This window comes from Mesorhizobium sp. Arg314, from assembly GCF_053714275.1.
Genome location: NZ_JBSKBP010000367.1, coordinates 1 through 247, shown reverse-complemented (window position 1 = coordinate 247; position 247 = coordinate 1). Strand labels below are relative to the sequence as shown.

At 62.8% G+C, this 247-nt stretch carries 1 pseudogene; it reads right to left on the bottom strand.

Annotation, left to right across the window (positions count from 1 at the left end):
• Positions 1 to 22 precede the first annotated feature (22 nt).
• A pseudogene (locus ACWGS9_RS35890) lies at positions 23 to 247 on the bottom strand (IS110 family transposase); the annotation flags it as partial.

Here is a 247-nt window from a genome sequence, read left to right as displayed (position 1 = left end):
CGCGAAGTAGGCTGCGGCCTTCCTAAGAAACAGCACCGCCGGCGTCGCAGGGAACGGCTTGCAAGACGAAGCCCAGCGATTTGGCGCGCCGCTTCAGATTGGCGAGGACGCGGCTGCGATATTGTTCCTCATAGTGGTCGGCACCCGGATCCCTGTAGGTCATGCCGTGCCTGAGGGTGTTGTAGAATAGGACCGCAATCTTGCGGGCGGTCGCCGTCACGGCTTTCGCCTTGCCCGCACGAGAGGA